We start from the raw sequence: 25,918 nt of genomic DNA, 5'->3' as shown, positions 1-25,918 counted from the left end.
CTGAATACAGGGGCTTTTTTATGGCTGCAGGCCGGGGTGGGGAATGCTGCCGGCCCGTACCCCGTCCCGGTATTTCCTGGGGGTGAAGCCGGTGATCTGGCCGAACTGCCGGGTCAGGGCACTCTGATCGCAAAAGCCGGTGGCCAGGGCCACCTCGGCCACCGACAGCTCGGTACCCGCCAGCAGCCGGGTGGCGGCATTGATGCGGGCCTTGAGCACGTACTGGCCGGCGCTGAGGTGGAAGATCTTGCGCAGGCGCCGGTCGAACTGGGCCGCACTCAGTCCGGCCATGGCCGCCAGCTCCTCCACCCGCAGCGGCTCGCCGAGATGGTGGTGGATGTGATCTATGGTGGCGGCCATCCTCTCGTCCACCAGACCGGCCCTGGACACCTCGGGCAGATCCCGCGACAGGCAGGCCAGGCCGATCACCTGGCCGTCGCGGCCCTGTATGGGCACCTTGTTGGTCAGGCACCAGCCCGGCTCCTTGCCCGGGTACAGGGTCAGATCCAGGTTGTCGATGATGGCCTGGCCGGTTGCGAACAGCTCCCTGTCCTGGCTGTCGTAGCGCTCGGCCATGTGCGGCGGCCACAGCTCGGCCGCCGTCCTGCCCTCGGCGTCGCGGGGACTGTCCAGATCGCAGCGGGCCAGCAGCGAACGGCTCACGGCGACGTAGCGGCCCTGCCTGTCCTTGATGCTGAAGGCCAGATCCGGCAGCCGCTCGAACAGCTCGCTCATGAACCAGGGGCTGCCGATCTGCTCGGCAAAACGGGTTTTCAGCTCCATCATGGCCATTTTGTTAATTCCCCTCGCAAGATGAAAAAAATGTAGCAAGAAGCAGTGGGGGCAAGTCAACGATGCTATCGGTAACCTTGCAGCCGAGCCCATCGCCATGGATCAGTTCCCCACCGCCGTTGCCGTCATCGACTCCCATACCGAGGGGGAGCCCACCCGGGTCGTCCTCAACGCCAGCGCCCTGCTGGGCGATGGCGAACTGCCGCAGATCCTGCACCGCTTCCGCACCGAGCACGACGCCCTGCGCCGGGCCATCCTCACCGAGCCCAGGGGCTCGGAGGTGCTGGTGGGGGCCATGCTGCTGGAAAGCGACAAGGCCCACTGCCAGGGGGCGGTGATCTTCTTCAACAACGTCGGCTACCTGGGCATGTGCGGCCACGGCCTGATCGGCGTGGTGCAGACCCTGGCCCACCTGGGGCGGATCCGGCCCGGCCCGGTGCGCCTGGACACCCCGGTCGGCGAGGTGGAGGCCGAGCTTGGCCGTGACGGCGCCGTCACCCTGGCCAATGTGCCGGCCTGGCGCTATCGCCGCCGGGTGCAGGTGGCGGTACCCGGTCTGGGCACCGTCCATGGCGACATCGCCTGGGGCGGCAACTGGTTCTATCTCTGCCAGGACCACGGTCTCGCCCTGGTGCCGGACAACCTGGAAACCCTGCTTGGCGCCAGCCGCGCCATCATGGCGGCCCTGTCCCGGCAGGGCATCACAGGTGCCGAGGGCGCCGCCATCGACCACGTGGAGCTGCTGGGCCCGGGCGACAAGCACTGCGACGGCCGCAACTTCGTGCTCTGCCCCGGCGGCGAATGGGACAGATCCCCCTGCGGCACAGGCACCAGCGCCAAGCTGGCCTGCCTGGCCGCCGACGGCCTGCTGGCCGAGGGGCAGTGCTGGCGCCAGGCCTCCCTGACCGGCGGCCTCTTCCAGGGCCGCTTTGAAAAGCTGGTGGACGGTCGCATCCGGCCCCTGATCACCGGCCGCGCCCATGTGGTGGCCCGGGCCGAGCTGATCTTCGGGGCCGAGGATCCCTACCGCCTGGGCCTGCTGCCATGAGCTGGGATCTGGCGGTGGTCGGCGCCGGCATGGTCGGGGTGCAATGCGCCCTGGCCCTGCAGCAGGCCGGCCTCAGCACGGTGCTGCTGGATCAGGCCCAGCTGGCCACAGGCACCAGCAGCCGCGGCATGGGCCACCTGGTGATCATGGATGACGATCCCCAGACCCTGGCCCTGACCCGCCTGGGCGTGCGCCTCTGGCGGCAACAGAGCCGTTGGCTGGGCGAGCGCGCTGCCTATCGCCGCGCCGGCACCCTCTGGCTGGCCGCCGACGACGAGCAGATGGCCTCGGCCCAGGCCCGCCAGGCCCTGCTGCACGAGCAGGGCATCAACTGCGAAGCCCTGGGCCGGGACGGCCTGCGCCACCTGGAGCCCTGCCTCAGCCCCCGCCTGGCCGGGGCCTTGCGGGTGCGCGATGACGCCATCCTCTACCAGCCCGGCGCCGCCGCCGCCCTGCTGGCCGCCTTCCTGGACCAGGGCGGCCACTACAGGCCCAACAGCCAAGTGCAGCGGCTGGAGGAAGGGGCGCTGGTGCTGGCCGGTGGCGAGGTGGTCGAGGCCGGCCGGATCCTGCTCTGCGCCGGTCTGGACAGCCGCCGCCTGCTGCCCGAGCTGCCCCTGCTGGGCCGCAAGGGCCACCTGGCCATCACCAGCCGCCAGGTGCCCGCCATCCGCCACCAGCTGGTGGAGCTGGGCTACCACGACAGCACCCAGGCCGACGGCACCGCCGTGGCCTTCAATCTCCAGCCCAGGGAGACCGGCCAGTGGCTGATCGGCTCCTCCCGCCAGTTCGACGGCGAGGACCAGCAGCTGGCCATGGACGTATTGACCGCGATGCTGGACAAGGCGGCCCGCTTCGTACCCTGCCTGGCCCGGCAGCGGCTGCTGCGCTGCTGGACCGGCCTCAGGCCCACCACCCCGGACAACAAGCCCCTGCTGGGGCCCTGGCCGGCCATCCCCAATCTCTGGGTAGCCACCGGCCATGAGGGCCTGGGCATCACCACGGCCCCGGCCACGGCCAGGCTGCTGGCCCAGGCCATCACCGGCCAGGAGCCGGAACTGGATCTGGCTCCCTATGCCCCGGATCGCTTTGGAGCTGGCCATGGCCATTGAGATCGTGCTGAACGGCAGGCGGCTGCGGGTCGAGGAAGGCCAATCCCTGGCCGCCGTGCTGTTGGAGCGCAACCTGCCCTGTGGCCGCAACGGCCGCGGCCAGCCCAGGGCACCGCTCTGCGGCATGGGCGTCTGTTTCGGCTGCCGGGTGACGGTGGACGGCCACAAGGAGCAGCTGGCCTGCCAGTTCTTGGTGCGCGCCGGCATGGAGGTCAGCACCCGTGACTGAAGTGGAGATCCTGGTCATAGGTGCCGGCCCGGCCGGCATCGCCGCCGCCGTCACCGCCGCCGCAAAGGGCAAGGAGGTGCTGCTGTGCGATCTGGAGCCGGCCCCGGGCGGCCAGATCTGGCGCGGCGCTGGACCCGACCATCCCCAGGCCGGCCCCTGGCTGGCGCGCCTGGCCAGAAGCACCGTGGACTACAGGCCCGGCTGGCGCTGCGTCGGCGCCCTGGACGGCGGCTATCTGTTCGAATTTCCCGGCGGCGGCGAGCTGGTGCGCCCGCAAAAGGCCATCCTCTGCCTGGGCGCCCGGGAGCTGCTGCTGCCCTTCCCTGGCTGGGATCTGCCCGGGGTCACGGGCGCCGGGGCCCTGCAGGCCCTGGCCAAGCGCGGCCTGGACGTTCGGGGCAGGCGCATCGTGCTGGCCGGCAGCGGCCCCCTGCTGCTGGCGGCGGCCGAGACCCTGAAGGCCAAGGGGGCTCGGGTTTTGTGCCTGCTGGAACAACAGACAACCTGGTCGCTGCTACGGGCCGGCCTGGCCCTGCTGCGGGATCCCGGCCGCCTCTGGCAAAGCCTCAAGCTGCTGAAAACCCTGGGGCCAGGCCTGATCAGGCCCGACAGCTGGGTGCTGGAGGCCAGGGGCAAGGGGCGGCTGTCGTCGGTGCTGGTGCGCCAGGGCGGCCGGCCAAGGGCGCTGGCCTGCGACTACCTGGGGGTGGGCTTCGGCCTGGTGGCCAACCTGGAACTGCCGGAGCTGCTGGGCTGCGCCATCGACAAGGGTGCCGTGCTGGTGGACCACAACCAGGCCAGCTCGGTACCGGATCTTTACTGCGCCGGCGAGACCACCGGCATCGGCGGCTGCGAGCTGGCGCTGCTGGAAGGCCGGATCGCCGCCCTGGCCGCCTGCGGCCGGCCCAGTGTCGCCCTGCAAAGGGCCAGGGACAGGGCCGGCAAAAGGGCCGGGCGGCTGCTGTCGGCCTTCGGCCTGCGCGACGAGATCAGGTCCCTGCCCCGCCTGGAAACCCCGGTCTGCCGCTGCGAAGGCAGCAGCTGGGGCGAGATCCAGCTCAGTGAAAGCGCCCGCCAGGCCCGGCTCCAGTGCCGGGCCGGCATGGGCGAATGCCAGGGCCGGATTTGCGGCCCGGCCCTGCAATTTCTCAAGGGGTGGCCCGCCTCGGCGGCCCGGCGCCAGCCCCTGGCGCCCTGCAAGGTGGCCACCCTGCTGTCCGTTAAACACACCAAGGAGTCAACATGAGCATCCAGTGGACAGGCGTCATGCCCGCCATCACCACCCCCTTCACCGCCGAGCTGCAGGTGGATCACGAGTTCCTCAAGCGCCACGTGGCCTGGCTGGTGGCGGCGGGCAGCACCGCCATCATCCCCTGCGGCTCCCTGGGCGAAGGGGCGACGCTGAGCTTCGACGAGAAGGTGGCCGTAGTGAAGAGCTGCGTGGAGGCGGCCGGCGAGGTGCCGGTGATGCCCGGCATCGCCGCCATGAGCACCGAGGAGGCGGTGGCCCTGGCCAGGGCCTGCCGTGACGTGGGCGCCAAGGGCCTGATGGTGCTGCCGCCCTATGTGTACCCGGCCGACTGGCGCGAGCTCAGCACCCATATGGGCGCCGTCATCGAATCCACCGAGCTGCCCTGCATCCTCTACAACAACCCGGTGGCCTATGGCCTGGATCTGCAGCCGGCGCAGATAGCCGAGCTGGTTGAGCGCCACGCCAAGGTGGAGGCGGTCAAGGAATCCAGCACAGATGCGCGGCGGATCAGCGCCATCCGCGCCCTGATCGGCGACAAGGTGGCCCTGGGCGTGGGCGTGGACGACTGCCTGCTGGAAGGGGTGGCCTGTGGTGCCCGGTTCTGGATCGCCGGCCTGGTCAACGCCCTGCCCGAGGAGTCCATCCGCCTCTACGAGCTGGCCATGGCCGGCCGCCTGGACGAGGCCTTCGAACTCTACGCCTGGTTCCTGCCGCTGCTGCGCCTGGATACCGTGCCCAAGTTCGTGCAGCTCATCAAGCTGGCCCAGGAGGCCGTGGGCTGGGGTAATGAGCAGGTGCGTCCGCCACGCCTGCCGCTGACCCAGGAAGAACGTGCCGAGACCCTGGCACTGATCCGCCATGCCCTCGACAACCGCCCCGGTCCGGGCGAGGAGGCCGCATGAGCCCCGATGGCCTGTCCCTGATCGGCGGCCGCCCCCGGGCGGGGCAAGGCCGTAGCTTCCAGGCCAGGGATTCGGCCAGCGGCGAGCCCCTGCCCGCCTGCTACCAGGCCGCCGACGCCGCCCTGGTGGCCGAGGCCCTGGAACTGGCCAAGCAGGCGGCGCCGGTGCTGGCGGCCAGTGCGGGCCGGCAACGGGCCCGGCTGCTCGAAACCATGGCCGACAGGCTGGCGGCGCGGGAGGCGGACTTCGTGGCCCTGACCCCCCTGGAAACCGGCCTGCCCGAGGCCAGGGTCAAGGGCGAGCTGGCCCGCACCTGCAACCAGCTCAGGGCCTTTGCCGCCCTGCTGGAGGAGGGTTCCTGGCTGGAGGCCCGCATCGATCCGGCCCAGCCCGATCGCCAGCCGTTGCCCAGGCCCGACCTGAGATCCCTGCTGCGGCCCCTGGGCCCGGTGGCGGTGTTCGGCGCCTCCAACTTCCCCCTGGCTTTCTCGGTGGCCGGCGGCGACACCGCCTCGGCCCTGGCCGCCGGCAATCCGGTGCTGGTCAAGGCCCATCCCGCCCATCCCGGCACCTCGCTGCTGGCGGCGTTGGCCCTGAGCCAGGCGGTGGCGGAATGCGGTTTCCCCGCCGGCGCCTTCGCCTGCCTGCTGGACGACGGCATCGAGGTGGGCAGGCAGCTGGTGCTGGCCCCCCAGGTCAAGGCGGTGGCCTTTACCGGCTCCCAGGCCGGCGGCCGGGCGCTGATGGACCTGGCCGCCAGCCGCGCCGAGCCCATTCCGGTGTTCGCCGAGATGGGCTCGGTGAACCCCCTCTATTTCTGTCCCGGCAAGCTGGCAGAAGCCGGCGCCGCCCTGGCCGAGCAGCTGGCCGCCTCCATCACCCTGGGCTGCGGCCAGTTCTGCACCAACCCCGGCCTGGTGGTGGTGCCACAAGGGGAAGCGGGCGATGCCTTCTGTATCGCCCTGGCCGAGCGGCTCAGGGCCTTCGAGGGCGCCCCCATGCTCACCGCCGGCATCGGCGACAACTACCTGAGCCGGTTCGGCGTCCTTGGCAGGCTGCCCGGGGTCAAGGTGCTGGTGGCGGCCAAGGGCCAGGGCACCCAATTCGGCGCCGGCCTGCTGGAATGTGGCCTGGATGCCCTGCTGGCCGAGCCGAGGCTGCAGGAGGAGACCTTCGGCCCCTGTTCGCTGCTGGTCAGGGCCGAGCCCGGCCGTTTCGCCGAGCTGGCGGCGCGGCTGGACGGCCAGCTCACCGCTGGTGTCTTCCATGGCCAGGGCGATCAGGCCCTGGTCGCCGAGCTGCTGCCCCATCTGGAAGCCAGGGCCGGCCGGGTGATCTTCAACGGCTTTCCCACCGGTGTGGAGGTGGCGCCGGCCATGGTCCACGGCGGTCCCTGGCCGGCCTGCTCCGACAGCCGTTTCACGGCCGTGGGCACAGGCGCCATCCGCCGCTTCTGCCGCCCGGTCTGTTACCAGGATGTGCCCCAGGCGCTGCTGCCTCTTGAGCTGAGGGACGACAATCCCTTGGGGCTGCTGCGCCTGGTGGACGGGGTACCGACCCGGGAGGGACCGTGATGTTCAGCAGCGATATCTATGTGCAGCGCCGGGCCGCGCTGGCGGCCCGGCTGGAGGGCGGCCTGGTGGTGCTGCAAGGCAACGGCCTGGTGGGCATGAACTACCGGCACAACCACTACGGTTTTCGCCAGGACGGCAGCTTCCGCTATTTCTGTGGAATCGACAGGCCCGATCTGACCCTGATCCTGGATCTGGACGTCGGCAAGGCGTTGATCGTCGGTGACGATCCCGGCCTGGATTCGGTTGTCTGGACCGGGCCCAGGGAGGCGTTGGCGGACCAGGCCGCCCGGGCCGGGATCGACACCGTGCTGCCAAGGGCCGAGCTGCCGTCCCTGCTGCGCCAGGCCAGGGACCGGGGCCGGCGCCTCCATTTGCTGCCGCCCTACCGGGGTGATCATGAGATCCAGCGCATGCAATGGCTGGATCTGGGCCTGGATCGGCTGGGCGAGCTGGTGTCGGAGCCGCTGATCCGGGCGGTGGCAGAGCTGCGCCTCATCAAGGGGCCGGAGGAAATCGCCGAGCTGGAGCAGGCCCTGGCCCTTGCCGCCGAGATGCACCATGTGGCCATGGCCAGGACCAGGCCCGGGGTGCGCGAGAGCGCCGTGGTCGGTGCCATCATGGAAGTGGTGGCGCGGCACCAGAGCCAGCTTTCCTACCCGGTGATCTTCAGCCGCCGCGGCGAGATCCTCCACAACGAGCGCCACGACCAGATCCTGGAAAGGGGCGATTGGGTGGTCAACGACTGCGGCGCCAACTCGCCCCTGGGCTATGCCTCGGACATCACCCGCACCATCCCTGTGGGTGGCTCCTTCGAGGGCATCAAGGCCGATCTCTATGCCATGGTGGCCAGGGCCCAGCAGGACGCCATCGAGCTGATGGCGCCCGGGGTGCCCTTCAGGGCCGTCCACGACCGTGCCTGCCAGAGCCTGGTGGCGGGCCTGACCGAACTGGGGCTGTTCAAGGGCTCCCCGGCCGAGCTGGTGGCCAGGGGCGCCCATGCCCTGGTGTTCCAGTGCGGCACCGGCCACCCCATAGGCCTGGATGTCCACGACATGGAAGGCCTGGGCGAGCAGCTGGTGGGTTACGGCGAAGGCCTTGAACGCAGCCCCCTGTTCGGCCACAAGAGCCTGCGCTTCGCCAGACCGCTCAAGGCCAGCATGGTGATGACGGTGGAGCCGGGGATCTATTTCAACGAGACCCTGATCCGAACCTGGGCCGCCGAGGGCCGCTTCAAGGACTGCATCGACTATGGCGTCGCCGAACGGCTGCTGGGCCTTGGCGGGGTGCGCCTGGAGGACGAGGTGCTGGTCACCGATGATGGCCATCGGCTGCTGGGACCGACCATCGCCAAGGCGCCGGAGGATATCGCCGCCATCATGAACGGCTGATTTGTTACCTGGGCGTTAAAGAAGGAGTTTTGCGCCCTTCAATACGAAATTTCCTTACCTTTGCCAAAAGGCGCCGTCTTGGCAGCCCGGCACGGCTCGGGAGGGCGAAAAGCTGTTGCCCTGCACAAAGTTTAACCAGTGCCAACGGGCTTTTTTCGCCTTGTCCGCCGCCCCTTTATGACCTGGCGCAAGGAATTTGCCGCGCCTATCCCTCCTTATCACGAGCCCCAAACCAAAAATGCCATTGTTTACAACGGTTTAGACTTACATTGCGAAAACGCTTTCCCGGGCGCTCTGCTGGGGGCTGTGGGGGCCCATCCGGTTTGCATTCGGGGGCCAAAACGGTATACTTTCGCCAGTTTTTTAGCCCCCTCGCCTCAAGTGGCCAAAAAGGGCGGGGAAAAGGTCGGAGCAACAGGTGTCGGACAAGCTGGCCCGCCCGGGTCGCCAGGTGGCATACAAACTGGTGGCGGTACAGGCGGCGGTGGTCCTGATAGCCAGCTGCATCAGTGCAGCAGTATGGGGAGTACAGGCAGGCTACTCGGCCCTTCTGGGCGGGTTGATCTGCGTACTCCCTAATTTCGTGTTTGCCCGACTGGCTTTTGCCAAGGCCGGAGCGCGGGCCGCCCAGCAAGTCGTACACGGCTTCTACAAGGGCGAGGCGCTCAAGATAGGCCTGACTGTTTTACTGTTTGTCATTGTGCTGCTTTGGGTTCCCGTGGCCATGGGAGCCCTTTTTGCCACCTACGGGATAGGCGTCATGGCACAGTGGTTTGCGCCGGTTTTGATTCAACGGAAATAAAAAACGGGACCGACAATGGCTGGTAATGCACCCCAAACGCCATCCGAGTACATCGTCCACCACCTCACTAACCTGACGGCGGGCGAAGGCTTCTGGACTTGGCACATCGATACCCTGCTCTTCTCATTCGTACTTGGTATGACCTTCCTGGGCTTGTTCCGGATGGTCGCCAAGAAAGCGGATACCGGAGTGCCGGGTAAATTCCAATGCTTCGTAGAGATGCTGGTGGAATTCGTGGACACCTCCGTCAAGGAGACCTTCCACGGCCGTTCCAAGCTGATCGCGCCGCTGGCTCTGACCATCTTCGTCTGGGTCTTCCTGATGAACCTGATGGATCTGATCCCGGTCGACTTCCTGCCCCACGCGGCAGCGCTGTCCGGCGTTTCCTACCTGAAGGTGGTACCCACCACTGACCTGAACACCACCTTTGCGCTGTCTCTGGGCGTGTTCTCCCTGATGATCTTCTACTCCATCAAGATCAAGGGCGTCAGCGGCTTCGTGAAGGAACTGACCCTGCATCCTTTCAACAGCCCCAACAAGCTGGTGCAAGCGCTGTTTATCCCGGTCAACTTCCTGCTGGAGTTCGTTACCCTGATCGCCAAGCCCATCTCACTGGCGCTGCGTCTGTTCGGTAACCTCTATGCGGGCGAACTGATCTTCATCCTGATTGCCCTGCTGCCGTGGTATGGACAGTGGTTCCTGTCCGTGCCCTGGGCCATATTCCACATCCTGATCATCACCCTGCAGGCCTTCATTTTCATGATGCTGACCATCGTGTACCTGAGCCTGGCCAGTGAAGATCACTGATTTAACTTTGTTTTTTGCTTTAACCATTAACCATTAAAACTGGAGAAAACCATGGAAACTATCGTTGGCTTTACCGCTATCGCTGTTGCTCTGCTGATCGGTCTGGGTGCCCTGGGTACCGCTATCGGCTTCGGTCTGCTGGGTGGCAAGTTCCTGGAAAGCGCTGCTCGTCAACCTGAACTGGCTCCCATGCTGCAGGTTAAGATGTTCATCGTTGCCGGTCTGCTCGACGCCGTAACCATGATCGGTGTTGGTCTGGCCCTGTTCTTCACCTTCGCTAACCCGTTCCTGGACCAGCTGAAAGGTTAATTTCAACGGCACACCTCACAGCTTATTAACTAGAGGAGAACCGTTGTGAACATCAACGCCACCCTGCTGGGTCAATTGGTGTCCTTCATCATCTTCGTGTGGTTCTGCATGAAGTTTGTATGGCCGCCCCTGATCCAAGCCATCGAAGAGCGTCAGAAGAAAATCGCTGACGGTCTGGCCAGCGCCGACCGCGCTGAAAAAGACCTGGAACTGGCCCAGGCCAAGGCTGCCGACACCATGAAGGAAGCCAAGACCGACGCCAGCGCCATCATCGAACAGGCTAACAAGCGCAAGGCGCAGATCATCGAAGAGGCTCAAACCGAAGCCCAGGCCGAGAAAGCGAAAATCATCGCTGCCGGCCACGCCGAAGTGGAAGCCGAACGCGTGCGGGCTCAAGAAGAGCTGCGCAAGCAGGTTGCTGCTCTTGCCATCGCCGGCGCCGAGAAGATTCTCGAGCGTTCTATCGACGAAGCTGCTCACCGCGACATTCTGGACAAGATTGTCGCTGAGATTTGATAGGGGGACTTATGTCTGAGCTGGTAACCATTGCTCGTCCCTATGCAAAAGCGGCTTTTGATTTCGCGGTCGAAAAGGCCGCCGTTGATCACTGGGCAGCCATGCTGACCTTTGCCGGTGAAGTGGCCAAGCATGAAAAACTGCAGGCCATCTTCGAGAGCAACCTGGCCAAGGCCGACAAGGCCGAGGCCATGATCACGATCTGCGGTGAGCAACTGGACGCGAATGGTCAGAACCTGTTGAAGGTGATGGCCGAAAACGAACGCCTGCCGGCCCTGCCGGCAGTTGCGGCACTCTTTGCCGAGTACCATCACGAGTACGCCCAGGAAGTGGAAGCCGATGTGACTTCCGCCACCGAGCTGAGCGCTGATGAGCAGAGCAAGCTGGCTGCCGCACTCGAGAAACGTCTCGCACGCAAAGTTAAGCTGAAATGCAGTGTCGACGCATCACTGATTTCCGGCACCTTGGTGAAGGTGGGTGACCTGGTCATCGACAGCACCGTCAAGGGCAAGCTGGGACGTCTGGCACACACGCTGCAAGCCTGAACGGGGAATAGAGCATGCAACTGAATTCCACTGAGATCGCCGAGCTGATCAAATCTCGCATTGAGCAGTTCGAGGTTGTAAGTGAAGCGCATGATGAGGGCACCATCGTATCGGTGTCTGACGGTATCATCCGCATTCACGGCCTTGCTGACGTCATGCAAGGCGAAATGATTGAACTGCCGGGCAACCGCTACGCCATCGCCCTGAACCTCGAGCGCGACTCCGTCGGCGCCGTGGTCATGGGTCCGTACGCCGACCTGGCAGAAGGCACCAAGGTAAAATCCACCGGCCGTATCCTGGAAGTACCGGTAGGCCGTGGCCTGCTGGGCCGTGTGGTCAACACCCTGGGTGAAGCCATCGACGGCAAGGGTCGCATCGACAACGACGGTTTCTCTCCCGTTGAAGTCATCGCCCCCGGCGTTATCGATCGTCAGTCCGTAGACCAGCCGCTGCAAACCGGCTACAAGTCTATCGACGCCATGATCCCGATCGGTCGTGGTCAGCGTGAGCTGATCATCGGTGACCGTCAGATCGGTAAGACCGCCCTGGCCATCGACACCATCATCAACCAGAAAGGTACCGGCGTTAAGTGTATCTACGTAGCGATCGGCCAGAAGGCCTCCACCATCGCCAACGTGGTACGCAAGCTCGAAGAGCACGGCGCCCTGGAGCACACCATCGTGGTGGTTGCCTCCGCCTCCGAAGCTGCCGCCCTGCAGTACCTGGCGCCTTACGCCGGCTGTGCCATGGGTGAGTACTTCCGCGACCGCGGCGAAGATGCCCTGATCGTGTACGACGACCTGTCCAAGCAGGCCGTTGCCTACCGTCAGATCTCCCTGCTGCTGCGTCGTCCGCCGGGCCGTGAAGCCTACCCTGGTGACGTTTTCTACCTCCACTCCCGTCTGCTGGAGCGCGCCGCCCGCGTTTCCGCCGATTACGTGGAGCGCTTCACCAACGGTGAAGTCAAAGGCCAAACCGGCTCTCTGACTGCCCTGCCGATCATCGAAACCCAAGCTGGTGACGTTTCTGCGTTCGTACCGACCAACGTGATCTCCATCACCGACGGTCAGATCTTCGTGGAAACCGATCTGTTCAACGCCGGTATCCGTCCTGCGGTGAACGCCGGTCTGTCCGTATCCCGTGTAGGTGGTGCTGCCCAGACCAAGATCATCAAGAAGCTGGGTGGCGGTATCCGTCTGGCTCTGGCCCAGTACCGTGAACTGGCTGCCTTTGCTCAGTTCGCCTCTGACCTCGATGACGCCACCCGCGCCCAGCTGGAGCACGGTCAGCGCGTTACCGAGCTGATGAAGCAGAAGCAGTACGCGCCGCTGAGCGTGGCTGAAACTGCCGTGTCTCTGTTCGCAGCCGAAAAAGGCTACCTCAACGACGTCGAACTGAACAAGGTCGGCGCCTTCGAGGACGCGCTGCAGGCCTACATGAAGGCCGAGCACGCTGACCTGCTGGCCAAGATCAACGAGAAAGGCGATTACAACGACGAGATCCAAAACGGTCTGAAAGACGCCCTGGACAAGTTCAAGGCAACCCAGACCTGGTAATCCGCCCGGGCCGGGCAACCGGCCCATCGTTGATGCAGGAGAATTGTTATGGCCGGCGCAAAAGAGATTAAAGGCAAGATTGCCAGCGTCAAAAGCACGCAGAAGATCACGCGCGCCATGGAAATGGTGGCGGCTTCCAAGATGCGTCGTGCGCAGGAGCGTATGGCCCATAGCCGTCCCTATGCCGTGAGCATGCGCCAAGTGATCGGCCACATCGCGCAAGGCAACCTCGAATACAAGCACCCCTACGTGGAGGAGCGCGAGGTCAAGCGCGTGGGCTATATCGTGGTCTCTACCGACCGCGGTCTCTGTGGTGGCCTGAACGTCAACCTGTTCAAGAAAGTGACCCAGGACGTCAAGTCCTGGAAAGAACAAGGCGTGGATGTGGATTTTGCTGTCATCGGCAGCAAAGGCTCCGCCTTCTTCAACCGTTTCGGCGGTAACCTCATGGCCCAGGCCACTGGCCTTGGCGATGAGCCGTCACTGCAGGACTTGATCGGTTCCGTTCAGGTGATGCTGCAAGCATATGATGAAGGTCGTCTGGACCGCCTGTTCCTGGTGTACAACAACTTCGTGAACACCATGAAGCAGGAACCCACAGTCGACCAGCTGCTGCCCCTGCCCAAGTCCGAGGACGAGGACTACAGCCATCGCTGGGATTACATCTATGAAGGTGACCCGAAAGAGCTTCTGGACATGCTCCTCAAGCGCTTCGTGGAATCCCAGGTGTACCAGGGCGTAGTGGAAAACCTCGCTTCCGAGCAGGCAGCGCGGATGGTTGCCATGAAGGCGGCAACCGATAACGCAGGCAACCTCATCGATGAGCTGCAACTGGTGTACAACAAGGCCCGTCAGGCCGCGATTACCCAGGAGCTCTCAGAGATCGTTGCCGGTGCCGCTGCCGTTTAAGGCAAGGGCAAACAGAATTTTAAGTTCAGAGGAAACATCATGAGTACAGGTAAGATCGTACAGGTCATCGGTGCTGTGGTGGACGTTGAGTTCCCGCAGAACGCTGTACCTCAGGTTTACGATGCACTCAAACTGAATGCCGAAGGCTCCCAACTGGACGGCCTGGTATTCGAAGTTCAGCAGCAGCTGGGCGGCGGTGTAGTTCGTACCATTGCCATGGGTCAGTCCGAAGGTCTGAAGCGTGGTCAGGAAGTCGTCAACTCCGGCGCACCCATTTCCGTTCCGGTCGGCACCCAGACCCTGGGCCGCATCATGGACGTACTGGGTACCCCCATCGATGAGAAAGGTCCCATCGGTGAAGAAGAGCGTTGGTCCATCCACCGCGAAGCCCCGAGCTACGAAGACCAGTCCAGCTCCACCGAGCTGCTGGAAACCGGCATCAAGGTTATCGACCTGGTATGCCCCTTCGCCAAGGGTGGTAAGGTCGGCCTGTTCGGTGGTGCCGGTGTAGGTAAGACCGTCAACATGATGGAGCTGATCCGGAACATCGCCATCGAGCACTCCGGTTACTCCGTATTCGCCGGTGTTGGTGAGCGTACCCGTGAGGGTAACGACTTCTACCACGAGATGTCCGAGTCCAACGTACTGGACAAGGTATCCCTGGTATACGGTCAGATGAACGAGCCGCCGGGTAACCGTCTGCGCGTAGCCCTGACCGGCCTGACCATGGCCGAGAAGTTCCGTGACGAAGGTCGCGACGTACTGCTGTTCGTCGACAACATCTATCGCTACACCCTGGCCGGTACCGAGGTATCCGCACTGCTGGGCCGTATGCCCTCCGCAGTAGGTTACCAGCCGACCCTGGCCGAGGAGATGGGTGTCCTGCAGGAGCGTATCACCTCCACCAAGACCGGCTCCATCACCTCCGTTCAGGCCGTATACGTACCTGCGGATGACTTGACCGACCCGTCCCCGGCGACCACCTTCGCCCACCTGGACGCCACAGTGGTACTGTCCCGTCAGATCGCCGAGCTGGGTATCTACCCCGCCGTTGATCCCCTGGACTCCACCTCCCGCCAGCTCGACCCCCTGGTCGTTGGCGCCGAGCACTACGAAGTGGCCCGTGGCGTACAGACCGTTCTGCAGCGCTACAAGGAGCTGAAGGACATCATCGCCATCCTGGGTATGGACGAACTGTCCGACGAAGATAAGCAGACCGTAGCCCGTGCTCGTAAGATCCAGCGCTTCCTGTCCCAGCCCTTCTTCGTGGCCGAAGTCTTCACCGGCGCGCCCGGTAAGTACGTGTCCCTGAAGGACACCATCGCTGGCTTCAAGGGCATCCTGGCCGGTGAATTCGACCACCTGCCGGAGCAGGCCTTCTACATGGTTGGTAGCATCGACGAGGCAGTCGAGAAAGCCAACAAGCTCTGATAGGAGGAGCCTATGGCAGCTATGACAGTACATCTGGACGTCGTGAGCGCAGAGAAGAACATCTTCTCCGGCCGCGTCGAAAGCATCCAGGTCACCGGCGAATGGGGTGACCTGGGCATCATGGCCGGTCACGCCCCGCTGCTGACCGCCCTGAAGCCGGGGATGCTGCGCATGGTCAAGCAACATGGCCACGAGGAACTGTTGTACCTGTCCGGCGGTGTTCTGGAAGTGCAGCCCGGCAACGTCCATATCCTGGCGGATACCGTTATCCGCGCCAAGGACATCGACGAAGCCGCTGCCGAGGAAGCCAAGGAAGCGGCCATGAAGGCCATTTCCAACCCGAGCGCTGATTTCGATTACGCTCAGGCTGCCACCGAGCTGGCCAAAGCCATGGCTCAGCTGCGGGTGGTGGAGCTTCTCAAGAAGCACATCGGCTGACAGGTGTCAGAGTGAAAAAGGCGGCCCTTGGGCCGCCTTTTTGTTTTTACGGCCCTCTCGTGGGAAAATCCCGGCAGTTTGTTCGCTACGGAATTTCCCCATGTCCCTCCAGGTCATCATCCTTGCCGCCGGCAAGGGCACCCGCATGAAATCCAGCCTGCCCAAGGTGCTGCACCCCGTGGCCCACAAGCCCATGGTCAAGCACGTCATCGACGCCGCCCACCAGCTGGGCGCCCAGGGCATCCACCTGGTCTACGGCCACGGCGGCGAGGCCATGCGCCAGGCCCTGGCCGGGGAGGAAGTGACCTGGGCCCTGCAGGCCGAACAGCTGGGCACCGGCCACGCCGTGGCCCAGGCCATGGCGGCCATTGCCGACCATGACACCGTGCTGGTGCTGTACGGCGACGTGCCGCTGATCCGCCCCCAGACCCTCAAGGCGCTGCTGGAGCGCCGCGCCGAAGACGGCCTCAGCCTGCTGACCGTGACCCTGGACGACCCCAGCGGCTATGGCCGCATCATCCGCGACTTCGACGGCGACGTGGTCGGCATAGTGGAGCAGAAGGACGCCAATGCCGAGCAGCTGGCCATCACCGAGGTCAACACCGGCATCCTGGCCGCCAAGGGCGGCGATCTGCGCCGCTGGCTGGACAACCTCTCCAACGACAACGCCCAGGGCGAGTACTACCTGACCGACGTCATCGCCATGGCCCACCACGACTCCCGCGCCATCGCCACCTGGCACCCCCAGGACGCCCTGGAGGTGGAAGGGGCCAACAACCGCGTGCAGCTGGCCGCCCTGGAGCGGGGCTACCAGGCCCGCCAGGCCCAGAGCCTGATGCTGGCCGGCGCCACATTGCGCGACCCTGCCCGCATCGACGTGCGCGGCGAGGTGACCGTGGGACACGATGTCATCATCGACGTCAACGTGGTGTTCGAGGGCAGCGTCACCTTGGCAGACGGCGTCACCATCGGCCCCAACTGCGTGCTGAAGAACTGCACCGTGGCGGCCGGCACCGAGATCCGCGCCAACTCCATGCTGGAGGACGCCGAGGTGGGTGCCGGCTGTACCCTGGGCCCCTACGCCCGCCTGCGCCCCGGCGCCGTGATGCAGGACGACAGCCACGTCGGCAACTTCGTGGAGATGAAGAAGGCGGTGCTGGGCCAGGGCTCCAAGGCCAACCACCTCAGCTACCTGGGCGATGCGGTCATAGGCCAGGGCGTCAACATCGGCGCCGGCACCATCACCTGCAACTACGACGGCGCCAACAAGTTCCAGACCCGCATCGAGGACGGCGCCTTCATCGGCTCCAACTCCGCCCTGGTGGCGCCGTTGACCATAGGCCAGGGCGCCACAGTGGGCGCCGGCAGCACCGTCGCCAAGGACGTGGCCCAGGGCGAGCTGGTGGTGGCCAGGGCCAAGCAGCGCCACATCGCCGGTTGGGAGCGCCCCAAGAAGAAATAAGCCTGGCTTTCGAAACGAAAGGCGGCCCCCGGGCCGCCTTTTTCGTGGCGAGGCGTTTCGTTCAGGGCAATTTCAGTTTCGTTGTTGCCTGGCCAAGTTTTGATCCGCTATCATTCGCTTTCGTTTCGAAACCTGGTTGAGCATGTCCAAGCGCAATACCGCCCAGCGCCGCCATAACATACTGTCGCTGCTGGAGAGCCAGGGCCAGGTCAGCGTCGACGCCCTGGCCCGCCATTTCGACACCTCCGAGGTGACCATCCGCAAGGATCTGGCGGCCATGGAGAGCCACGGCCTGCTGCTGCGCCGCTACGGCGGCGCCGTACCTGTGCCCAAGGAGGTGGTCAACGACAGCCCGGTTTCGAAACAAAAGCAGGCCATAGGCCGGGCCGCGGCCCAATGCATCCGCGACCACAACCGCATCATCATCGACTACGGCCGCACCACGGCGGCCATGATCCCGGCCCTGGATCAGAAACGGGGCCTGGTGGTGATGACCAACTCCCTGAACGTGGCCAACGCCCTTAGGGAGCTGGAGAACGAGCCCACCCTGCTGATGACCGGCGGCACCTGGGATCCCCATTCCGAGGCCTTCCAGGGCCAGGTGGCGGAGCAGGTGCTGCGGGCCTACGACTTCGACCAGGCCTTCATCGGCGCCGACGGCATCGACCTGGAGCGGGGCACCACCACCTTCAACGAGCTGATCGGCTTGTCCAGGGTCATGGCGGAAGTGGCAAGGGAAGTCATCATACTGGCCGAGTCCGACAAGATCGGCCGCAAGATACCGAACCTGGAGCTGCCCTGGGGCGCCGTCACCACCCTGGTGACCGATCAGGGCATTTCCGAGGCCGCCAGGGCGGCCATAGAACAACAAGGGGTGCAGCTGATCTGCGCCCCCCTGCAGGATTGAGAGGAGAACAACTATGTGTGGCATCGTCGGCGCCGTGGCGCAAAGGGACGTGGCGGATATCCTGGTGGAAGGCCTCAAACGCCTGGAATACCGCGGCTATGACTCGGCCGGTGTGGCCGTGATCGACGGCAAGGGCCAGCTGGGCCGGGTGCGCCGCCTTGGCAAGGTGCAGTCCCTGGCCGACGCCCTGGCCGAAAGCCCCCTCAGCGGCGGCACCGGCATCGCCCACACCAGATGGGCCACCCATGGCGAGCCCTCCGAGGCCAACGCCCACCCCCATGTTTCACATGGAACCATCGCCGTGGTCCACAACGGCATCATCGAGAACCACGAAGCCCTGCGCACCCGCCTGCAGGCACTCGGCTATGAATTCCTGTCCCAGACCGACACCGAGGTCATCGCCCACCTGGTGCACCACGAGCTGAAGAGCGCCGACAGCCTGCTGGCCGCCGTCAAGGCCGCCCGCAAGCAGCTGCACGGCGCCTACGGCATGGTGGTGGTGGACAACCGCGATCCCGAGCGCCTGGTGGTGGCCCGTTCCGGCAGCCCGCTGGTGATAGGCTTCGGTATCGGCGAGAACTTCGTGGCCTCCGATCAGCTGGCGCTGCTGCCGGTGACCCGCACCTTCGCCTACCTGGAGGAAGGGGACGTGGCCGAGGTGACCCGCCGCGAGGTGCTGGTGTTCGACGAGAACGACCAGCCGGTGACCCGGGAAGCCAAAGAATCCGACGTCCAGCACGACGCCGGCGACAAGGGCGAGTTCCGCCATTACATGCTCAAGGAGATCTACGAGCAGCCCACCGCCATCCGCAACACCCTGGAAGGCCGCCTGGTGGGGGACAAGCTCAACCTGGAGGCCCTGGGCGACCTCGGCGACATCGAGCAGGTGCAGATCATCGCCTGCGGCACCAGCTACCATGCCGGCATGGTGGCCCGCTACTGGATAGAGTCCCTGGCCGGGGTGCCCTGCAACATCGAGATCGCCTCCGAGTTCCGCTACCGCAAGTCGGTGACCCGCCCCGGCACCCTGCTGGTGACCATCTCCCAGTCCGGCGAGACCGCCGACACCCTGGCCGCCCTGCGCCTGGCCAAGGAGCTGGGCTACGCCAAGAGCCTGACCATTTGCAACGTGCCCGGCAGCTCCCTGGTGCGCGAGTCCGACATGGCCCTGATGACCCGGGCCGGCGCCGAGATCGGCGTGGCCTCCACCAAGGCCTTCACCACCCAGCTGGCCGCCCTGATGATGCTGACCGTGGCCCTGGGCCGCGGCCGCGCCCTGGGCGCCGAGCAGGAAGCGGACATCGCCCGCGCCCTGCACCGGCTGCCGGCCCTGATCGAATCCGCCCTGGGTCTGGACGGCGCCATCAAGACCCTGGCCGAGCAGTTCGCCGAGAAGCACCATGCCCTCTTCCTGGGTCGCGGCGACCAGTACCCCATCGCCATGGAAGGGGCACTGAAGCTCAAGGAGATCAGCTACATCCACGCCGAGGCCTATGCCGCCGGCGAGCTCAAGCACGGCCCCCTGGCGCTGATCGACGCCGACATGCCGATCATCGTAGTGGCGCCCAACAACGAGCTGGTGGAGAAGCTCAAGTCCAACATCGAGGAAGTGCGCGCCCGCGGCGGCCAGCTCTACGTCTTCGCCGACAAGGACGCCGCCATAGCCCCCGCCGACAACATGCAGGTGATGGCCGTGCCCCACTGCGAGGAAGTGGTGGCCCCCATCCTCTATACGCTGCCGCTGCAGCTGCTCAGCTACCACGTGGCGGTGATCAAGGGCACCGACGTGGACCAGCCCCGCAACCTGGCCAAGAGCGTTACCGTCGAGTGAGCGAGATCCTGCCCTGACAGCGAAAAGCCCGCCAATTGGCGGGCTTTTTTGTGGCCGCCTCACCATGGTCCGACCGCTCACCATTCGTAAGCAATTAATAATAATGTGATTTATCATGAACTGATATGTTAACCATTTGTACCTGCGGCCAATAACGCGGGGATGACAACAAGAACAACAGGGAGCAGCGGGTGAGCGGTGTGAATGTGATGGGCGGCGGCCTGGTGGGCGCCGCCTTTTTGATGACCGGCCTGGCCGGCTGCAGCGGTGAGCCGCCGCAAAAGGCCAGTACCCATGCCGAGAGTGGCCTGGTGCTGCTGGAACAGAACTGGGACGACAAGCAGCGGGACATCGCCTGGTATAGCAGCTTCGGTTCGCGAATAGTGCCGCTGCCCTGGTTCCTGGCCCTGGAACGGGCCGACGGCGAGCAACCCTTTTCCAGCCCCGGCAACCTGGCCCGCTTCGGCTTTGCCCAGGCCGGTTCCTCCGAACGCAACCCCCATGGCCTGCCCATAGGCCTGGCCAGCACCCCGCCGCACCAGGGCCGGCAGTGGCTGGGCCTCGGCTGTTCCGCCTGCCACTCCGGCCAGATCTACCGCGGCGGCAAGGCGCTGCACATCGACGGCGGCCAGGCCCTGGTGGACTTCCAGCTGTTCGAGCATGAGTTTATCGCCGCCCTTAAGGCCACCCTGGCCGACCCCGCCAAGTTCGGCCGCTTCGCCGCCAGCGTCGGCGAGGAGCCGGGCAAGCTGAAGGCGGAGCTTGAGGCCCGCAGCCGCAAGCTGGTGGCCAGAGCCGAACTTAACGCCACCCGCCATGCCTATGGCCGCGGCCGCCTGGACGCTTTCGGGCAGATCTTCAATGCCGTCACCGCCGACTTCCTGGCCATTCCCGACAACCGCCGCGAGCCCGATGCGCCGGTGAGCTACCCGGTGCTCTGGGACGCACCGCACCTGGATCTGGTGCAGTGGAACGCCTCGGCGCCCAATGCCGGGCCCGGCCCGCTGCTGCAGAACGCCACCACCGCCCTGGCGGTGTTCGGCGAGCTGGACATCCACAGCGACGGCCTGGGCTACGGCTCCAGCATCGAGGTGAACAACCTGGCCGAGATCCAGAACCTCTGGTACCGGCTCAGGGCCCCGGCCTGGCCCGAACAGCACCTGGGCGCCATCGACCGCGAGCTGGCCGGCCGCGGCCAGGCCCTCTACCAGGCCAATTGCCAGTCCTGCCACGGCCTGGCCGAGGAAACCCAGGGCCATCGCAAGCTGAAGGCGACGGCGGTGCCGGTGGCCGAGGTGGGCACCGACCCGACCATGGCCGCCAACTTCGTCAATGCCAGGGCCAAAAGCGGCGCCTTCGAGGGCAAGAAGCTGCTCTACGCCGCCGGCCCGGTGCTGGGCGCAGAGGCCAGCAGCATCGAGCTGGTGCTGCACGCCACCGTCGGCGCCCTGCTCCACCACCCGGTCGAGAGCCTGGCGGCCGGTTTCGAAGGCGCCCACAAGGTGGACGGCGCCAAGGTCAGCACCCGCCCCTATACCTACAAGGCCAGGCCCCTGAGCGGGATCTGGGCCTCGGCCCCCTACCTGCACAACGGCTCGGTGCCGACCCTGGCGGCGCTGCTGTCGGGCCAGCGCCCGGCCCGCTTCCCGGTGGGCAAGGTGGAATTCGACCCCGTGGCCGTGGGCCTGAGCAGCCGGGTGCTGGCGCCGGACCAGGTGAGCTGGTTCGACACCGCCGAGCCCGGCAACGACAACGGCGGCCACCGCTATGGCAGCCAACTCAGCGAGGCCGAGCGCACGGCCCTGCTGGAATACCTCAAGACCCTTTAAGGAGCCGACATGAGCAAGGGAAAAGCGTCCCGCTGGCTATGGCGACTGGTGATCCTGGTACTGCTGCTGGTGATCGCCACGGTGGCGGCCTTCGCCTATTACGTGGAATCCGCCAGGCAGGCCATGCCCAGGGCCGAACGGGTGGACGAATACCGCTACCTCAACGACTGGGACGAGACGGCCCGCCAGACCTACTACCAGACCCCCCAGGGCACCGTCATGCCCCAGGGCGCCGGCGAGGCGGCCCTGCGCTACCGGTGGTTCCTGAACCTGGAACAGCCCCTGTCCGAGCAGCGTTTCGCCGATCCGGCCTTCCTGCAGCGCTTCAAGTTCCTGCTCGATCCCTCCAGCGCCGACCAGCTGCCGGTGGGCTTCAACGCCCGCTACCTGCCGGCGCTTGGCGAGGAGGTGCTGGACATCAGCTGCAGCGCCTGCCACACCGGGCAGCTGCACTATGAGAAGGACGGCAAGCGCTACGCCCTGCGCGTGGACGGCGGCCAGGCCATGCATGCCTTCACCGACCTGGAAAAGGGCAGTTTCGGCCCCACCCTGATCAGCGCCCTGTTGGAAACCTGGCTCAACCCCGCCAAGTTCGACCGCTTCGCGGCCAAGGTGGGCGGCGACAGCGACAAGCTCCACGACCAGCTGGGTAACACCCTCAAGGCCTTCCTGTCGGTCAGGCAGAACAACCCCCTGGCCCACCTCTACCCCACCCGGGAAGGCTTCGGCCGCACCGACGCCCTGGGCCGCATCGCCAACACCCTGTTCGGTGACCACCTCAGCGCCGACAACCTGCAGATGTCGGCGGCGCCGGTCAGCTACCCCTATCTGTGGAACATCTGGAAGTTCAACTGGGTGCAGTACAACGGCTCCGTGGCCCAGCCCCTGGCCCGTAACGTCGGCGAGGCCCTGGGCGTGGGCGCCGATATCCGCCTGCTCACGCCTGAGGGCGAGCCGCTGCCGGCCGCCGAGCGCTTTCGCACCTCGGTGAACCTGGCCGGCCTGGAGCAGATCGAACGGGCCCTGCAGCAGCTGCCGCCGCCCACCTGGCCGGAAGACATCTTCGGCCCCGTGGACCAAACCCTGGCCGCCAGGGGCCAGGCCCTGTTCCAGGGCCACTGCGCCGGCTGCCATGGTCCCCACCAGGCCAGCCGGGCCCGCCAGCAGGCCGAGGCGCCGCTCAAGGCCGGTCCCGAGGACCACTGGCTGATCGAGGTCATAGCGCTGGATCACATCGGCACCGATCCCAATGCCGCCCAGGGTTTCATCAACAAGACCTATGATCTGTCCGCCACCGGCCTGGACCAGGCCGAGGTCAAGGCGCTGCTGGCGCCCCTGTTCAAGCGCCAGCTGGCCAGGGACCTGCTGATGCGGCTGCAGGAGCTGGCCGCGGACGAGCAGCTGGAGCCGGCCGCCCGGGCCGCCTTTGCCGGGTTGGCCGAGCAGTTTCCGGCCATCGACGCCCTGGTGGCCGGTGATTTCGCCGCCCTGCCGGCCACCGAGATCCGCGCCGAACTGACCAAATTCGGCCTGATGCCGACAGACGGCAAGGGCAAGCCGGCGCCGCAGCTGGGCTGCGACGGCCAGTGCCAGATCGACGCCCTCTGGTTCGAGCTGGACCAGGGCCGCCAGCGCATCGATCAGACCCTGGCGGGCATCAACCCGGCCAGGATCACCGAGGGCCTGGGCCTGAACCTGATCGGCCTGCTGGTCAAGGAGCGCTACTACAGGGACCAGAACCTGGACCAGGCCCAGCAGCAGTGCCTGGAGGGCTTCGGCGCCCTGGATCTGCCCCAGCAGATCGCCGGTTACAAGCCGCGGCCCCTGGCCGGGGTCTGGGCCACGCCGCCCTTCCTGCACAACGGCTCCGTGCCCAGCCTCTACCAGATGCTGGTGCCGGCCGAAGAGCGCGATCCGCGCTTCTTCGTGGGCCGCCGCGACTACGATCCCAGGCACCTGGGCTATGTGTCGGTGCCGGCACCAAACGGCGAGCGGGACGGCTTCTGGTTCGACACCGGCCTCAGCGGCAACCGCAACAGCGGCCACAGCTTCGGGGCCAGCCCGGCCCAGTGGCGGGCCCACCAGGCCGATCCCAAGGGCAAGCCCCTGCCCAGGGGCGTGATAGGCCCGCGCCTGACGGAAGAGGAACGCCTGGCTATCCTTGAATACCTGAAGATCCACAGGGACAACCCCCAGGGCTACCAGTACGCCGGCGCACCCAGCTGCACCGGCCCCCGGCAGCTGCTGGCCAAGGACGGCAACCATGACTGACTACACCCAGGACTTCGCCCGGGTCCGCGAGGACGAGGCCGCCTGGCTGAAGGCGCGCCGCGAGGCCGCCGGCATCGACCCCGGCCGGGAGCAGCTCGGCCTGGCCTTCTCCGGCGGCGGCATCCGCTCCGCCTGCTTCCAGCTCGGCGTGCTGCAGGGGATGGTCGACAAGGGCTGGCTGAACAGGGTGGACTACCTGTCGTCGGTGTCCGGCGGCGGCTACACCGCCGGCAGCCTGCAGTGGCGCAAGCGCGACCGCTGGGACGACGGCGGCCTGTTCGAGCTGCCCTTCCTGAACTGGCTGCGCGCCCATGCCAGCTACCTGGTGGCGGGCAAGGACGTGGGCGGCGCCACCCTGGGCGCCGCCATCTTCGCCTCCGTCCTGTTCAGCCTGATGGTGCTGCTGCCCATGCTGCTGGCGGTGCTGTGGCTGGCGGGCCTGCCCCACAGCGCCCTGCCCTGGCCAGACGGCTGGCACCTGTCCGGGTCCGATGCCATAGAGGGCCACGCCGGCTACCTGCTGATGCTGGCCCTGTCCGGGCTCTGCTTCGGCCTGTACCTGCTCAGCATCCCCACCATGGCGCTGTGGCGCGGCGGCCGCATGGTCCACAACTTCCGGCAGAGGCGGCTGATGGGGCGGCTGGTGGCGCTGGCCATTACCCTGGCCCTGGTGGGCAGCCTGCCGATGGCGGCGCAGCTGGGTGACGGCCTGGCGGCGCTGCTGGAAGGAACCCGGCTGGCCGGCCTGGGCGTGCACCTCAACTATGCGGTGCCCATGACCTCGGGCGCCCTGGCCCTGTCCCGGGCCAGGATCAAGCTGAAGTTCCGGCCCGGCTGGTTGCTGGCCGGCCTTAGCCTGATGCTCTACGGCCTGGCCGCCTTCGGCTACCACCTGGTGTTCCACAAGGGCGTGGTCGAACACTGGAGCTTCTGGCTATGGCTGGCCTCGGCCACCATCCTGTCCCTGGCCGCCAGCGTCAACCGCAGCTCCATGCACGGCTACTACCTGGCGCAGCTGACCCGGGCCTTCTTCCACCCGGGCGGCAAGGGCGTCAGGGATCTGCCCCTGGCCGAACTCAGGCCGGACACGGGCGCGCCCCTGGCCCTGTTCAACACTACCGTGGCCACCGGCAACTCCGACCGGCCCCTGGCCAGATCCCGGCTCGGCGACAGCTTCACCCTCAGCCCCCTGTACTGCGGCAACCCGGCCAGCGGCTTCGCCAAAACGGCCGCCTTCCAGTCCGGGCGCCTGACCCTGGGCGAGGCGGTCACCACCAGCGGCGCCGCCGTGGATCCGGGCACCTCCCACACCGCCCCCAAGTCGCTCAGCTTCCTGATGGCGCTGCTCAACCTGCGCCTGGGCTTCTGGGTGCGTCACCCCAGGCTGGCCGGCAGCCGTTTCAGCCATATGCCGTTCTGGCTGGTGATCAAGGAGATGCTGGGAGTCGGCCTCAGGGAAGACGCCCGCCAGCTGCGGCTGTCGGACGGCGGGCATTTCGAGAACCTGGGCGTGTACGAGCTGCTGCGCCGGGAATGCCCGCTGATCATCAGTTGCGACGCCGGCGCCGATCCCGAGACCAGGCTGGCGGATCTGGGCCTGTTGCTGCAGCGGGCCCATGCCGACTTCGGCTGCCATATCCACCTCAACACGGCGCCGCTGACCAGGGTCGAGGGCGGCCTGCACCAGAGCTGCCATGTCATGGGCGAGATCCGCTACGCCTCCGGCAAGGTCGGCCGGCTGCTGTTCGTGAAGGCACTGCTCACCGAGGCGTCCTCGGGCCAGGTGACCTGCTTCGACCGCATCGACGAGCACTTCCCCAACGACAGCACCGCCAACCAGTTCTTCGACGAGCGTCATTTCGACGCCTACCGCTCCCTGGGCCGGGAAAACATCGCCATGGCCCTGGCGGCCCTGGAAGGGCAACAGGAGCGGGCCAAGGCCGAGGGACTGTCTCCGGCCAGGTCCGAGGCCTAGTGCCAGAAAGCCCGCCAACCGGCGGGCTTTTCA

The 25,918-nt window shown here is 66.1% G+C and carries 23 protein-coding genes; 22 read left to right on the top strand and 1 reads right to left on the bottom strand.

Features of this window, described 5'->3' with window-relative positions:
* Window positions 1–18: 18 nt before the first annotated feature.
* Entirely contained in the window at window positions 19–786 is a 768-nt protein-coding gene (locus tag WDB71_RS15900; protein WP_341502574.1) for an AraC family transcriptional regulator, read from the bottom strand.
* 103 nt (window positions 787–889) lie between these two features.
* On the opposite strand from WDB71_RS15900, the gene WDB71_RS15895 reads away from it, so the two are divergent.
* The 22 genes from WDB71_RS15895 to WDB71_RS15790 all read left to right on the top strand — a co-directional run bounded on the left by WDB71_RS15895 (window position 890) and on the right by WDB71_RS15790 (window position 25,885).
* Window positions 890–1,840: a proline racemase family protein gene (locus tag WDB71_RS15895; RefSeq protein ID WP_341502573.1), complete on the top strand. Its 951-nt coding sequence runs from the start codon at window positions 890–892 to the stop codon at window positions 1,838–1,840.
* On the top strand, window positions 1,837–2,952 hold the full coding sequence (locus tag WDB71_RS15890) for an FAD-binding oxidoreductase (RefSeq protein WP_341502572.1): 1,116 nt from the start codon (window positions 1,837–1,839) through the stop codon (window positions 2,950–2,952). The genes WDB71_RS15895 and WDB71_RS15890 overlap by 4 nt, the downstream gene beginning before the upstream one ends.
* Window positions 2,942–3,181 carry a (2Fe-2S)-binding protein gene (locus WDB71_RS15885; protein WP_341502571.1) on the top strand — a complete coding sequence of 80 codons (240 nt, stop codon included), beginning with the start codon at window positions 2,942–2,944 and terminating at the stop codon, window positions 3,179–3,181. The genes WDB71_RS15890 and WDB71_RS15885 overlap by 11 nt, the downstream gene beginning before the upstream one ends.
* Window positions 3,174–4,427, top strand: coding sequence for an FAD-dependent oxidoreductase (locus WDB71_RS15880; RefSeq protein ID WP_341502570.1), 1,254 nt, complete (start codon window positions 3,174–3,176; stop codon window positions 4,425–4,427). Before WDB71_RS15885 ends, WDB71_RS15880 begins: the two co-directional genes overlap by 8 nt.
* The gene (locus WDB71_RS15875; RefSeq protein ID WP_341502569.1) at window positions 4,424–5,335 is read left to right on the top strand and encodes a dihydrodipicolinate synthase family protein; all 912 of its coding nucleotides are present in this window, start codon (window positions 4,424–4,426) and stop codon (window positions 5,333–5,335) included. Before WDB71_RS15880 ends, WDB71_RS15875 begins: the two co-directional genes overlap by 4 nt.
* The gene (locus tag WDB71_RS15870; protein WP_341502568.1) at window positions 5,332–6,909 is read left to right on the top strand and encodes an aldehyde dehydrogenase (NADP(+)); all 1,578 of its coding nucleotides are present in this window, start codon (window positions 5,332–5,334) and stop codon (window positions 6,907–6,909) included. The genes WDB71_RS15875 and WDB71_RS15870 overlap by 4 nt, the downstream gene beginning before the upstream one ends.
* Window positions 6,909–8,297 carry an aminopeptidase P family protein gene (locus WDB71_RS15865; protein ID WP_341502567.1) on the top strand — a complete coding sequence of 463 codons (1,389 nt, stop codon included), beginning with the start codon at window positions 6,909–6,911 and terminating at the stop codon, window positions 8,295–8,297. The genes WDB71_RS15870 and WDB71_RS15865 overlap by 1 nt, the downstream gene beginning before the upstream one ends.
* 418 nt (window positions 8,298–8,715) lie before the next feature.
* A complete protein-coding gene (locus WDB71_RS15860; protein ID WP_341502566.1) occupies window positions 8,716–9,099 on the top strand; it encodes an ATP synthase subunit I in 384 nt (127 codons plus the stop codon).
* 15 nt (window positions 9,100–9,114) lie between these two features.
* On the top strand, window positions 9,115–9,906 hold the full coding sequence (atpB, locus tag WDB71_RS15855; protein WP_341502564.1) for a F0F1 ATP synthase subunit A: 792 nt from the start codon (window positions 9,115–9,117) through the stop codon (window positions 9,904–9,906).
* 51 nt (window positions 9,907–9,957) lie between these two features.
* The gene (atpE, locus tag WDB71_RS15850) at window positions 9,958–10,215 is read left to right on the top strand and encodes a F0F1 ATP synthase subunit C (RefSeq protein WP_341502563.1); all 258 of its coding nucleotides are present in this window, start codon (window positions 9,958–9,960) and stop codon (window positions 10,213–10,215) included.
* Window positions 10,216–10,260: 45 nt separating this feature from the next.
* Window positions 10,261–10,731 carry a F0F1 ATP synthase subunit B gene (atpF, locus tag WDB71_RS15845; RefSeq protein WP_341502562.1) on the top strand — a complete coding sequence of 157 codons (471 nt, stop codon included), beginning with the start codon at window positions 10,261–10,263 and terminating at the stop codon, window positions 10,729–10,731.
* 11 nt (window positions 10,732–10,742) lie between these two features.
* Window positions 10,743–11,276 (top strand): F0F1 ATP synthase subunit delta, encoded by a 534-nt coding sequence (atpH, locus tag WDB71_RS15840; RefSeq protein WP_341502561.1) that lies wholly within the window; start codon window positions 10,743–10,745, stop codon window positions 11,274–11,276.
* A gap of 14 nt (window positions 11,277–11,290) precedes the next feature.
* Window positions 11,291–12,832, top strand: coding sequence for a F0F1 ATP synthase subunit alpha (gene atpA, locus WDB71_RS15835; protein ID WP_341502560.1), 1,542 nt, complete (start codon window positions 11,291–11,293; stop codon window positions 12,830–12,832).
* A gap of 48 nt (window positions 12,833–12,880) precedes the next feature.
* Window positions 12,881–13,741, top strand: coding sequence for a F0F1 ATP synthase subunit gamma (gene atpG / locus WDB71_RS15830; protein WP_341502559.1), 861 nt, complete (start codon window positions 12,881–12,883; stop codon window positions 13,739–13,741).
* A 39-nt stretch (window positions 13,742–13,780) separates the two neighbouring features.
* Window positions 13,781–15,172, top strand: a complete 1,392-nt coding sequence (gene atpD / locus WDB71_RS15825) for a F0F1 ATP synthase subunit beta (protein ID WP_341502558.1) — start codon at window positions 13,781–13,783, stop codon at window positions 15,170–15,172.
* Window positions 15,173–15,184: 12 nt separating this feature from the next.
* Window positions 15,185–15,610 carry a F0F1 ATP synthase subunit epsilon gene (locus tag WDB71_RS15820; protein WP_341502557.1) on the top strand — a complete coding sequence of 142 codons (426 nt, stop codon included), beginning with the start codon at window positions 15,185–15,187 and terminating at the stop codon, window positions 15,608–15,610.
* 100 nt (window positions 15,611–15,710) lie between these two features.
* Entirely contained in the window at window positions 15,711–17,072 is a 1,362-nt protein-coding gene (gene glmU, locus WDB71_RS15815; RefSeq protein ID WP_341502556.1) for a bifunctional UDP-N-acetylglucosamine diphosphorylase/glucosamine-1-phosphate N-acetyltransferase GlmU, read from the top strand.
* A gap of 142 nt (window positions 17,073–17,214) precedes the next feature.
* Window positions 17,215–17,979, top strand: coding sequence for a DeoR family transcriptional regulator (locus WDB71_RS15810; protein WP_341502555.1), 765 nt, complete (start codon window positions 17,215–17,217; stop codon window positions 17,977–17,979).
* A 13-nt stretch (window positions 17,980–17,992) separates the two neighbouring features.
* Window positions 17,993–19,810: a glutamine--fructose-6-phosphate transaminase (isomerizing) gene (gene glmS, locus WDB71_RS15805; RefSeq protein ID WP_341502554.1), complete on the top strand. Its 1,818-nt coding sequence runs from the start codon at window positions 17,993–17,995 to the stop codon at window positions 19,808–19,810.
* A 191-nt stretch (window positions 19,811–20,001) separates the two neighbouring features.
* Entirely contained in the window at window positions 20,002–21,639 is a 1,638-nt protein-coding gene (locus tag WDB71_RS15800) for a cytochrome c (RefSeq protein ID WP_341502553.1), read from the top strand.
* 9 nt (window positions 21,640–21,648) lie between these two features.
* Window positions 21,649–23,910, top strand: coding sequence for a cytochrome c (locus WDB71_RS15795; RefSeq protein WP_341502552.1), 2,262 nt, complete (start codon window positions 21,649–21,651; stop codon window positions 23,908–23,910).
* Entirely contained in the window at window positions 23,903–25,885 is a 1,983-nt protein-coding gene (locus tag WDB71_RS15790) for a hypothetical protein (protein WP_341502551.1), read from the top strand. Before WDB71_RS15795 ends, WDB71_RS15790 begins: the two co-directional genes overlap by 8 nt.
* Window positions 25,886–25,918: the final 33 nt, after the last annotated feature.

It is taken from the genome of Gallaecimonas sp. GXIMD4217, from assembly GCF_038087665.1.
Lineage (GTDB): Bacteria > Pseudomonadota > Gammaproteobacteria > Enterobacterales > Gallaecimonadaceae > Gallaecimonas.
The sequence above is the reverse complement of the archived record's forward strand: the minus strand, read 5'-3'. Positions and strand labels throughout refer to the sequence as shown.